At 33.0% G+C, this 12,136-nt stretch carries 11 protein-coding genes and 1 other RNA gene; 10 read left to right on the forward strand and 2 right to left on the reverse strand.

Annotation, left to right across the window (positions count from 1 at the left end; all coding sequences use genetic code 11):
• Nucleotides 1-121: 121 nt before the first annotated feature.
• Both ACQUQZ_RS10465 and ACQUQZ_RS10470 read left to right on the forward strand, forming a co-directional pair.
• The gene (locus ACQUQZ_RS10465; RefSeq protein ID WP_435354888.1) at nucleotides 122-1,414 is read left to right on the forward strand and encodes an APC family permease; all 1,293 of its coding nucleotides are present in this window, start codon (nucleotides 122-124) and stop codon (nucleotides 1,412-1,414) included.
• A gap of 14 nt (nucleotides 1,415-1,428) precedes the next feature.
• Nucleotides 1,429-2,574: an aminotransferase class I/II-fold pyridoxal phosphate-dependent enzyme gene (locus ACQUQZ_RS10470; RefSeq protein WP_435354889.1), complete on the forward strand. Its 1,146-nt coding sequence runs from the start codon at nucleotides 1,429-1,431 to the stop codon at nucleotides 2,572-2,574.
• Between the two features lie 97 nt (nucleotides 2,575-2,671).
• Here ACQUQZ_RS10470 and ACQUQZ_RS10475 read toward each other — a convergent pair whose 3' ends face one another.
• The gene (locus tag ACQUQZ_RS10475) at nucleotides 2,672-2,812 is read right to left on the reverse strand and encodes a hypothetical protein (protein WP_350264331.1); all 141 of its coding nucleotides are present in this window, start codon (nucleotides 2,810-2,812) and stop codon (nucleotides 2,672-2,674) included.
• A gap of 201 nt (nucleotides 2,813-3,013) precedes the next feature.
• Nucleotides 3,014-3,148: a hypothetical protein gene (locus tag ACQUQZ_RS10480; RefSeq protein WP_435354890.1), complete on the reverse strand. Its 135-nt coding sequence runs from the start codon at nucleotides 3,146-3,148 to the stop codon at nucleotides 3,014-3,016.
• Nucleotides 3,149-3,398: 250 nt separating this feature from the next.
• Between ACQUQZ_RS10480 and rsmI the strand changes: the two genes are divergently transcribed.
• From rsmI to ACQUQZ_RS10520, 8 genes are all read left to right on the forward strand, one after another.
• Entirely contained in the window at nucleotides 3,399-4,085 is a 687-nt protein-coding gene (rsmI, locus tag ACQUQZ_RS10485) for a 16S rRNA (cytidine(1402)-2'-O)-methyltransferase (RefSeq protein WP_435354891.1), read from the forward strand.
• Nucleotides 4,086-4,094: 9 nt separating this feature from the next.
• The gene (locus tag ACQUQZ_RS10490) at nucleotides 4,095-5,009 is read left to right on the forward strand and encodes a sterol desaturase family protein (protein ID WP_435354892.1); all 915 of its coding nucleotides are present in this window, start codon (nucleotides 4,095-4,097) and stop codon (nucleotides 5,007-5,009) included.
• A 30-nt stretch (nucleotides 5,010-5,039) separates the two neighbouring features.
• Nucleotides 5,040-5,786, forward strand: a complete 747-nt coding sequence (gene fabG / locus ACQUQZ_RS10495) for a 3-oxoacyl-[acyl-carrier-protein] reductase (RefSeq protein WP_435354893.1) — start codon at nucleotides 5,040-5,042, stop codon at nucleotides 5,784-5,786.
• Between the two features lie 206 nt (nucleotides 5,787-5,992).
• A complete protein-coding gene (locus ACQUQZ_RS10500; protein ID WP_435354894.1) occupies nucleotides 5,993-8,080 on the forward strand; it encodes a VWA domain-containing protein in 2,088 nt (695 codons plus the stop codon).
• 242 nt (nucleotides 8,081-8,322) lie between these two features.
• On the forward strand, nucleotides 8,323-9,300 hold the full coding sequence (locus ACQUQZ_RS10505; protein ID WP_435354895.1) for a Smr/MutS family protein: 978 nt from the start codon (nucleotides 8,323-8,325) through the stop codon (nucleotides 9,298-9,300).
• A 42-nt stretch (nucleotides 9,301-9,342) separates the two neighbouring features.
• Entirely contained in the window at nucleotides 9,343-10,743 is a 1,401-nt protein-coding gene (locus ACQUQZ_RS10510) for a DUF4403 family protein (protein ID WP_435354896.1), read from the forward strand.
• Between the two features lie 116 nt (nucleotides 10,744-10,859).
• Nucleotides 10,860-11,272, forward strand: an RNA gene (gene rnpB, locus ACQUQZ_RS10515) — RNase P RNA component class A.
• Nucleotides 11,273-11,452: 180 nt separating this feature from the next.
• Complete coding sequence (locus ACQUQZ_RS10520) at nucleotides 11,453-11,986, forward strand: 30S ribosomal protein S16 (RefSeq protein ID WP_435354897.1); 534 nt, start codon at nucleotides 11,453-11,455, stop codon at nucleotides 11,984-11,986.
• The last annotated feature ends 150 nt before the right edge of the window (nucleotides 11,987-12,136 follow it).

Genomic DNA, 12,136 nt, shown 5'->3' on the forward strand with positions numbered 1-12,136 from the left:
AGAATTGAATATTTTTCTCTTATTCGATACTTTGTGCGAATCATTCAATTCTCAGGTCAAATAAAATGCGTATAATTGTATAAAAAAATCTGAAAACTTGGAGTTTAAGTAGATATGTTTTATGAATAAGCAACTAAAAAAACAAATTAGCCTTTATAGTTTAACTATGATTGCTATTGGATCAAGTATTGGCTCAGGCATTTTTCGTACTCCATCTGAAATTGCAGCTTATCTTCCAAGTGAGGGTTTAATGCTGTCTGTTTGGATCATTGGGGGATTTATTGCTATTTGCGGAGCATTAACATTTGCTAAAATTTCAGCAATATTTCCTCATGCAGGCGGTTTTTATGTTTTTTTAAAAGAAGGTTTCGGCAGATTGCCTGCTTTTCTCTATGGTTGGTCTATGCTTGTAGTCATTAATACAGGCTCTTTAGCGGCTTTGAGTTTAGTTTTTACTTCTTACTTAAGCTCATTTGTTCCATTAACTGAAAATATGCAATTGATAGTTGCAATAATTGCAATTACCTTGCTTACAATCATGAATGTTTTAGGGGTTAAATTAGGAAGTGTATTTGCCAGTATTTTTACTTCTGCAAAACTTACAGGTATTTTAATAATCGTAATCATTGGAATATTATTTGGCATAAATCAAAATGCTGATTTTTTTAACACGGATTTCTCAGAAAATCAGAATTATTTATCATTAATTCCTGCTTTTGGGCTTGCGTTAATTGGAGTTTCTTTCTCTTATGGTGGTTATCAACACGCAACTTTTATTGCTGCCGAAGTAAAAAATGCAGATAAAATTGTCCCAAAAGCGATGATTTTAGGTATATTGATTGTCTGTTTAGCTTATTTGACAATTAACATTGCCTATTTAAAATTAATACCCATTGGGACAATAGCAGTTTCAGTCAGTGTAGCATCTGAAGCAGTAAGTACAGTGTGGAATTTAGGAGGTAAATTTATCTCATTTCTAATAATTTTATCAGTTTTAGGTACAATAGGTATTTATATTCTCACAGCTCCAAGAATATATTTTGCTATGGCTGATGATAAAATTTTTTTTAAAAAATTTGCCGAAATTCATCCAATCTATAAAACTCCATTTTGGGCAATAATTTTCCAATCTATTTGGACAATTATTTTACTCGTCTTTTGGAAAACCTTTTCAAATTTAATTACTTATGTGGTTTTTGTGGATACAATATTCTTTTTTTTAACAGCAGCTACATATTTCTTCCTAATTAAACAAAAAACGCTATTTGGAATTATTGGAACGATTATTTTTATGGCAATGTCGGCTTTTATTGTCATAAATACCCTTATTGAAAAACCTCAACAAGCTATAGCTGGCATTATTTTCTTAGGAATCGGTAGTATTCTCTACTTTTTATTCAAAAATAAACAATAATTTTTCATTTAAAGATGAATCAATCTTATATCATCAATCAACTTGCAGAAGAGCGTGAGAAATATTTTCATGCAGTTGCACCTCCAATTATACAAACAAGTAATTTTGCCTATCCAACTGTCGATGAATTCATGTTTGCAATTCAAAATGAGAAAGATGAGCATATATACACCAGAGGAAATAACCCAACCGTTGATATGTTGTGCCAGAAAATGGCAGCATTGGAAGGTGCAGAAGATTGTTTGATGGTTGGAAGTGGAGCAGCAGCCATCACAAATGCTGTTATGTCACAAGTAAATGCAGGTGATCATATTATTTGTGTACAAAATCCATATAGTTGGGCAAATCATTTAATGACAAAAATTCTACCTCGATTTGATGTTCATACAACTTTTATAGATGGGACAAAAATCGAAAATTTTCAACAAGCCTATACCTCAAAAACTAAACTTATATACCTTGAATCTCCAGTTTCGTGGACATTTGAATTACAAAACTTAGCCGAAATAGCTGAATTTTCCAAAAAAAGAGGAATTACCACAGTAATTGATAATAGTTATTGTACAGCTTTATGTCAAAAACCCATTGATTTCGGGATAGATATTGTTATCTATTCAGCTACAAAATATTATAATGGACATAGCGATGTTGTGGCAGGAGCAATTTGTAGTTCAAAAGAAATAATCACACAAATTTTTCATAATGAATACATGACTTTTGGAAATATTTTGGCTCCGCAAAATGCTTGGTTGATGCTTAGAAGTCTTCGTACCTTGCCAATTAGATTGAAACAATCCTCAGAAAGTACGATAGAAATTATGAAATATCTATATAAATCTCCTAAAATTGAGAAAATATGGTATCCATTTCATGAAAATAACCCACAATTAGACTTAGCTCATCAACAAATGAAAATGCCGATGGGTATGTTTACTGTAGCACTGAAGAATAGAAATATGTCAGCAATTAAGAAATTTTGTAAATCTTTACAAAATTTTCTAATTGCAGTATCTTGGGGAGGACATGAATCCTTAATAATGCCAAAATGTGCATTTGTTCAAGAAAATGACCCACAAGTAAATATGATCCGATTTTATATCGGACTAGAGGAGACAAGCTACATTTTAGAGGATTTAGACCGAAATTTATCAATTTTGTAAGAGCTTTTTACAGAATTTTAAACAAAATATCGGGTAAAACCATCTACAAACACATTTAAAAAATGTGCAGCGTATCATTCCTGCTCGAAAGCATAGATTAATACCAAGAATAAACATTACGAGGACGAGATTGTAAATTCACCAAGTAACCTTTTGGTGCATACAATTCTTTTTCTTCGTTCATGCGAGTCATTAAAAGACCGCCGATAGCAAGTGAGGCAATAGTGAGTAATAACATAGTTTAAGACATGTTTTATGCTGTAATATTGGTGAATTACTTAAAAAAAAACAATGTCAAAAAAAATATTAGATAAATAATCAGATTTTTTTATCCATAAATCTGACACAATCTCACTCATGAAGTCAAAAAAAATACATTAATCGTTCACAAAACTGCTTGAAAGCTGATGTTTTTTGTGAAATTATTGTGATTTTTCTGTTAATAGTAATAAACATTACGTGGGCGAGACCGTAGGCTTATCATATAGCCTTTTGGTGCATACATTTCTTCGGTTTCACGGACTTTGGTCATCATGATTCCGCCAATTGCGAGAGCTAAAGCTGCTAATAACATGGCTGTAATTCGTTTATATTAGGAAATAAGATTTTACTTGATCAAAAGTATAAATTAATTTTTTATTTGTCAAGTATTTTCAGAAAATTTTGAAAATTAAAAGTACATTCAATAAATAATATTATTTAAAGGTATAATCTAAATAAAAATATACAAATTAGCTATTCTAATTGTGAAGTGTTTTACCATATTTTTTTTGTATATCTGAATTATTAAGGTGAAATGTTGTACTTTTGTCGAAAAAACTACTGTGAAACTCGTACTTGTTCCTACGCCAATTGGTAATTTAGAAGATATTACATTACGTGCGATTAATGTGTTAAAAGAGGCTGATTTAATATTGGCCGAGGACACACGTAATACAGGATTTCTCTTGAAACATCTAAATATTTCAAAATCACTTCAAAGTCATCATGCTTTTAATGAACATCATACCGTCGGAAAAGTAATTGAGCGAATAAAAAAAGGAGAAAAAGTAGCTTTAGTTTCAGATGCTGGGACTCCTGCTATATCTGACCCAGGTTTTTTGTTGGTAAGAGAATGTTTAAGGAGTGGGGTAGAAGTAGAGTGTCTTCCAGGGGCAACGGCTTTTGTGCCCGCCTTGGTAAATTCAGGACTACCATGTGATAGATTCACATTTGAAGGCTTTTTACCTGTAAAAAAAGGCCGTCAAACGAGACTAAAGGCCTTATTAGAAGAAGAAAGAACAATGATTTTCTATGAATCACCCTTTAGATTGGTAAAAACACTGGAACAATTTGCTGAATATTTTGGAGCAGAAAGACAAGCGTGTGTTTCACGAGAATTAACAAAAATTTATGAAGAAAATGTTAGAGGAACATTGTCAGAAATTATTGCTAATTTTGCAAAACGTACCGTAAAAGGGGAAATTGTGATTGTACTAAGTGGAAAAATAACCAAAACAATAAAAGATTAGACAAATTTCATGTTTGAATCGCTTAAGAATTATACAGTTGAACAACTGATTATTATTGCAACAACACCACTTTATACGATTCTTATCGTGGGTGAAATTTTACTCAGTAACTTCCAACATCGGGGTTATTACACCCTGAAAGATACAATTACAAACCTTTATTTAATGCTTCTCAATGGTGGACTTGATTTGTTGTCAAGAGGGCTTACATGGGGTATTCTAGCTTGGTTTTTTCAATTCCATTTTTTTGAAATAAAAAATCCAATATTATATTGGGGTTTATTGTTTATTGCCGAAGACTTTGTTTATTATTTGCTTCATGTGGTTGACCATTATACTCGTTTTTTTTGGGCCGCACATGTAACACATCATTCTTCTGAGCAGTTTAACCTGACTGTTGGGTTTCGTTCCTCTGTTTTTCAACCATTGTATCGTTTTATCTATTTTATCCCACTTTCATTGATAGGCTTTAAAGCTGTTGATATGGCAGTTATGTATTCGATTACACAGATTTATGGTATATTAGTTCATACGAGTTATATCCCGAAACTGCGTAAAATGCCTTTTAAATTAATAGAATATGTAATAGTAACGCCTTCGCAACATCGTGTACACCATGCCTCAAATATTCAATATCTTGATAAGAACATGGGAATGTGCCTTTCTATTTGGGATAGAATTTTTGGTACTTTCCAAGAAGAAATTGATGATTTACCTATCAAATATGGCTTAACACATCCATTGGAGAATAGAAATGCAGCTAATATCGTTTTCCATGAATGGATTGCTTTGTTTAAAGATATTGCTAAATCAAATGGCGTTTTAACAAAATTCAAGCATCTTTTTATGCCTCCAGGATGGTCACCTGATGGAAGTACTAAAACAAGTAAACAATTAAGAGAAGAATTATCTAAAAATAATTAAGTTATTATAAAAGAATATAATTAAATTTTCATGAAATTACTCGAAAACAAAATAGCCTTAGTCACAGGAGCATCACGTGGTATTGGACGTGAAATTGCTAAGAAATTTGCCGAACAAGGTGCAAATGTTGCATTTACCTATTTATCAAGTATAGAAAAGGGGCAAGCTCTTGAAGAGGAGTTGGCTGCGTATGGCATTAAAGCCAAAGGTTATCGCTCTGATGCCTCAGATTACGCTTCTGCTGAACAGTTAGTTGTTGATGTGATAGCTGACTTCGGAACACTTGATATTCTCGTCAATAACGCTGGTATCACGCGTGATACGCTCTTAATGAGAATGTCTGAAGAGCAGTGGGATGAAATAATGAGAGTAAATTTGAAATCAGTTTTCAATCTTACAAAGGCAGCAACTAAACCAATGATGCGTGCAAAAAATGGTTCAATTATCAACATGACTTCGGTTGTAGGGCTGATGGGTAATGCTGGTCAATCTAATTATTCAGCATCTAAAGCAGGGATTATTGGTTTTACTAAATCCATTGCTAAGGAATTAGGTTCAAGAAATATACGTTCAAATGCCATTGCACCAGGTTTTATTGAAACTGAAATGACTGGGGAATTGAATGAAAAAGCATTAGAGGATTGGTTGAAGAATATCCCTCTCAAACGTGCAGGTCAAGGAGAAGATGTTGCCAATGCTTGTGTGTTTTTAGGTTCAGATATGTCTAAATACATCACTGGTCAAGTTTTACAAGTGGATGGTGGAATGTTAATGTAAATAAAAATAGATTCTTTCGGATCGCCAAAATGTAATTCTTTCATTTTGGCGATTTTTTTTTTGTATCTTGGCAGAATATTTGAGCAGCTAAACTTGTTATAATTTAGTGTATTCTGCACAATTGACACTGATATTTATATTACTATATAAATTATCAAAAAAGCAAAGTTTTCTATTGAAATTGACCATTGTCTATTGACTTTATAATGAAATCAGAACTAATTTTTCAATCTTCACCTTGGTTTATTGCACTGTGTTTACTGGCAGGAGGAATTTACGCCATTGTACTTTACCAAAATAAAAAATCATTCACACTACTTCAAAATAGAATTCTGGCTCTTGTACGAGGGATTTTAGTGAGTTTATTAGCTTTTTTGCTTATTAATCCACTCTTACGTAACAATAAGACTTCGATTGAGAAACCAACAGTAGTTTTAGCAGTAGATAATTCTACCTCGATGGCTCAAAGCGGGCAGTCAAAACTTGATGCACTCAAACAAAATCTTCTAAAACTTAAAGAATCGATTGAAAGCAAAGGAGTCAGCGTTGAAATTCAAAATCTATCGGGGAGTGATGAAAATCAGGATATTAATCTCCTTAAGTTTAATGAGAAAAAAACTGATTTGTCAGAAATGTTGGCAAATATCAAGAGTAGTTATGAAGGAAGAAATTTGACTGATGTGATTTTAGTTTCAGACGGCATTGCTAATGAAGGTATTTCACCTACTTATGGAAAATATAACTTCAATATTCACACGATCGGTTTAGGAGATACTACTAAAAAGAAAGATGTAAAACTAAATGCTATTTATGCCAACCGCATCGCATATTTGAGTAATAAATTCCCCGTTCAAGTAGAAGTTTCAAGTTTCGGTTTCCAAGGAAAAACTTCAACAGTTTTATTAATACAGGCAGGTAAGATACTTGATAAACAAATAGTTAGCTTTGATAAATCAGATGACTTGAAACAAGTAACTTTTTATACTACTGCTGAGCAAAAAGGTATGCAGCGATATACCATTCAGGTTGTACCATTGGGGGGTGAGTACTCAATAAAAAATAATTCGAGAGATGTTTATATTGATATTGTTGATGGAAAGGAAAAAGTTCTTTTGGTCGCTCTTACGCCGCATCCAGATATAAAAGCATTAAAGAATATTATTGAGAAAAATGAATTATATGAATTGACAGTAAAAATAATTCAAAGTGATAATATAAGTGAAATTGGCTCACAACCTTATGATGTTTTGATTTTACATCAATTACCAGATATCTATGGTGCAGGAAATGGCGTTCTAAGCAGACTTTTAGCACAAGGTAAGCCAACTTTATTTGTTTTAGGGAATCAGTCAAATATGGCAAGTTTTAACGGCATGCAACAAGCACTTTCTGTTGCAGCTCAGAGTAGTAAAGCTGATAAAGTAACAGCGAAATTTAATAGTAATTTCAATTTGTTTAATCTTGATGGTGATAAACTTAGCCTTCTTGAACGACTTCCACCTGTTTTGTCTCCTTTTGGTGAATATAAACCAGTTACTGGGAGTGAAATTATTTTGTATCAGCGAGTGGGTTCATTAGTGACGCCAAAACCATTATTAATTGCTAATACCACTACTACACGTAAATCAGCCGTTTTTGCTGGCGAAGGGCTTTGGCAATGGCGTTTAGAAGAGTATGCTCTCACAGATAAACAAGAGATAGTGGATGAAATCATTATGAAAACCTTGCAATTGATTTCTGTCAAAGATGATAAACGAAAATTAAGGGTTTATCCAATTGCTCCTGAGTTCTCAGTTGATGAAAAGATTATTTTTGAAAATGAAGCTTACAATGATATTTACGAACGTATTTTTAATCAAGAAATCAAACTTGATATAACTGACGAAAAAGGGAAAGCTCGTAACTATAATTATTCAATCACCAAAGATAATAGTAGATTTGAAATTACAGGTTTGACCGAAGGCGTCTATCGTTACAAAGCTACTACTCAAGTATTGGGTAAAAGCGAAACGGTCGATGGCCAATTTATTGTTAAAAATACGGATTTAGAAAATCTAAATTCTACTGCCGATTTTAATATGCTCCGTACATTGGCTTCTCAAAATAATGGTCAATTTTTTGTAGCCAATCAGTTAGAAAAATTAAAGGACTTTTTGACTTCCAATAAAGCTCCAGATAAAGTTTCAAGTATTGAAGAAATGAATGAATTTATCAACTTGAAATGGGTCTTCTTTTTACTTTTAACATTAGCAACCATTGAATGGAGCGTCCGTAAATACTTAGGATCTTATTAAGTGATAGATTTTATTCAAGAAGCTTTTGCTTGATAATGTTTTTTTACTTTAGTATTCGTAATATAATTTGTATAGAATTGTATTACGAATACTTTATGCCATTTATAACAAATCTTTCATTCGCATCTTATTTTCTGTAATTTTGTGTTTTATTTAATTTTGCAAATGGAAGTTTGAAAATACTTTCGTTTTTTTTATATTAATTATGTTAAATTTTACATCCTGTAAATGGATTTGTGGCTATGAATATTGGAGATAAAGTAAGGCTAATACACTCAAAAGAAGAAGGCATAATCACCAAATTTTTGAAGAATGATGTGATTGAAGTTGAGATCGAAGCGGGGTTTAAATTACCTGTTTTAAAACGTGAGTTGGCTGTTGTTTCAAAGTCAGAAGAAAAAGCATTTAAACCTGTTAATTCGTCTGTACAAGAGCCAACTATTGAGAAACGTAAAAGTGATGTAAAAGCAGATAAGGGTATATTTTTAGCGTTTTTACCAACAAATGAAAAGAATGTTTCTTTACACATTATCAATAATACCGATTGGGATTTGCCATTTTCGCTCACCACAGGAGCAGACAAAACTCATCGAGGAATTATAGGTGGGTTTCTTAAAGCAAGGAGTATGCAATCATCAGCTACGGACTTGGCATTAAAAGACTTTGATGAATGGGGAAGTTTCACTTTTCAAGCTTTCTATCATACTTTAGGCTTTTTTAATGAACGCCCAACATTTGTAAAAAGATTGAGATTGCGAGCAAATACCTTCTTTAATCAGAAAAAAATGGCTCCTTTACTTCAAAAAGAAGCTTATTTGTTTCAATTAGATGCTGAAGAAGTTTCGGGAGATATTTCGCTTATTCTTAATGTTGAAGAATTAAAAGCGAAAATGACTGAAAAAAAAATAGGAGAAAATTCTCCCAAAATTTTCAACAAACCTGAATCAACTGTTGATTTACACATCGAAGAACTGACACAAAATAGCTTGACGATGAGTAATGCCCAAATGCTCGACCTTCAATTACGCACATTTGAAAATAAATTTGAAAGTGCAATTGCCAGTGGAATGGACGAAATTATCTTTATTCATGGCGTTGGCAATGGGGTATTAAGGCAGGAGATTCAAAGAAAATTAGCAGGACACAAAAACGTAGCTTGGTTTCAAGATGCTCAGAAAGAAAAATTTGGGTATGGAGCAACGAGAATAAAAATAAAATAATTTTTTGTTATCATAATCGTTAAAATTACTACCATAAGAAGAATGAAAAGTGAATTTATTGCTGTTTTATTAATAGTATTTAATTGTTTCTCTTTTAATACTCAAGCACAAAAAGCAAACCCAGAAGCACCAGTAGAAAAATATTTACAAGATACAGTTCTCGTGCAGAAAATTCCCTCAAATATTAGTATTCCCTTTGATATTTCGATGACTGACATCGAAAAACAAATCAATTCGACTGTAACTGGACTCATATACGAAGACAATAGTTATACAGATGATAATAATGATAATTTCAAATGTAAGGTTTGGAAAAAGTCTAATATTGTGATTACCGCAGCAACAAATGATGTATTTGATTTTACTGTGCCTATTAAGGTTTGGGCTGAAAAAGGTATTGGTGCTTTTGGAATTATGAAGTTTATTCCACTGGAATTTGAAATGAATTTGAAGTTTTCAACCAAATTTACGATAAAACCTGATTGGTCTGTGCAAACTTTTACCACGCCAAATGGGTATGAATGGATTACAAAACCTAAACTAAATGTAGGTTTTGATGTGCCTCTTGACTTTATCGTTGGAAAAATAATTGATAATAATCACTCAAAGTTTGCTAAATCCTTAGATGATGCGGTAGCAAAAAATATGTCTATCAAGCCTTATGTAATACAAGCATGGAATGCAGCTTTGCAACCTTATTTAGTTTCTGAAGAGTTTCATACATGGGTAAAAATAACACCTTTGGAAATTTCGATGATTCCATTGAGTACTTCTGGACGTAATATTAAATCAATTTTGGGTATAAAAGCATATACAGAGACCTTAACCGGTGAAAGACCATTTTCACCATTTGTGGTGAGTACCGTGCCAAATCTTAAGATAGTAACAGGTATTCCAAACGATTTTCAGGTAGGTTTGATGAGTGATGTACTATTTTCTGAAGCTGCTGCCGTAGCAAAGAGTAAATTTCTTGGACAAAAATATGAATTTCATGAAGGAAAATATAAAATAGAGATTACGGATTTGGATGTTTTCGGAAGCAATGAATATTTAGTTATCAAAGCAGATATCGTTGGTAGCCTAAAAGGAACAATTTATATTAAAGGTATTCCAGTTTACGATCCTGTCAAAAAAATGGTTGTGTTAAGTAATTCTCAATTTGATATAAAAACCAAAAATATATTAGCAAAAGCAGCAGCATGGCTATTGGAAGGCAAATTGGAAAAAATGATTCAAGATGAATATGGTTTACCAGTAGATGAATTAATCACTTATGCCAAACAAAATGTTGAATCAGCCATGAATACTGAATACCGTAAAGGTGTTAAATTAAGTGGCAAGATTGATAGTATTGTTCCTGACAAGGTGTATTTGACGCCTACAAGTATTATTGCAGTAGTTTTAGCAAAAGGAAAAGTTGAATTAAAAGTTGATGGACTTTAGAAATGTTCTGTGCTTGATAATCAATAATTTTTCTTAAAAAGTAAAACTTATATTGTCGAAAGCTGATTGCCGATTACAAATAGCTAAAAAATTCGTTGTACCTTTACAGCGAAAAAGAAATAGGCTATCTTATCGCGATTCTATTTTAATAGAGTTGAGGAAAGTCCGAACAACATAGAGCATCATGCTACCTAACGGGTAGGAAGTAATTGGGTGACTGATTATTTACAGCCAGTGCAACAGAAAATAAACTACCGTTCAATACGGAAAAGGTGAAAAGGTAGGGTAAGAGCCTACCGCTCGTTTGGTGACAAACGAGGCACGGTAAACCTCATGAGTTGAAAGACCAAATAAACCGACGTACCAGTGACCAGTTCACTGCGTAGGATTGCTCGTCTGAGTCGGAGGGTAGGTTGATAGAGGCAAGTAGTGATACTTGTTCGAGATAAATGATAAGAACGTATTCAGTTGTCAGCTATATCTGAAAATTGAGCCCGTACAGAATTCGGCTTATAGGCTTATTTCTTTTTTACAATTTCTTTTCCGGTTTTGACTGGAAATAGGTCATAGTTCACCAATAACTGCTACTTAACTTTACCATTCGATAAAATTTCTTGTAAATCTTTGATTTTCAAAGCAATAATGCTACCTTTGCAGTCCAAAAGATAAAAAGGGGACGAGTTCCCCACCTTTAAATCAAAAAATAACAATGGCAGTTAAAATCAGATTAGCAAGAAGAGGACGCAAGCAAGCTCCAGTTTATGACATCGTTGTAGCTGATGCTCGCTCACCACGTGATGGTAAGTTCATCGAAAAATTGGGTCAATACAATCCCCAATCAACCCCAGCAACTATTTCTTTAAAAGACGATAGAGCAGTGTATTGGTTAATGGTAGGTGCAGAACCAACCGACACTACACGTAAAATATTATCTGTAAGGGGTGTAATGTTGAAAAAACATTTACAAGTAGGTGTTGAGAAAGGTGCGATTACGCAAGAAGTAGCAGATGCTCGTTTTGCAACTTGGGCAAGCGAAAAAGAAGCAAGCCGCAATATCAAAATCGCAAAATTAGCGGAAGGTAAAGATGCTACTAAAAAAGCAGCATTTGATGCAGAAAAGAAAAAACGTGCTGATATGGAAGCCGCTCAACAAAAATTAGCAGCTGCTGAGGCAGAAGCTGAAGTTGTAGCTGAAGAAGCATCAGAAGTAGTAGCTGAAGAAGCTCCTGAAGCAGAAGCATAATTCTGAAAAGTATTAATTGATATAAAAATCCTCGCCCCAAAGCGGGGATTTTTTTTACATAGAGCATAAATATTTTAATAACAGGATGATTGTATAAAGGTGGTTTTTCTTAATTCATCACTTATTCAATATCCATAGTAGCACTCATTC

This window comes from Emticicia sp. SJ17W-69, assembly GCF_051209875.1.
Classification (GTDB): Bacteria; Bacteroidota; Bacteroidia; order Cytophagales; family Spirosomataceae; genus Emticicia.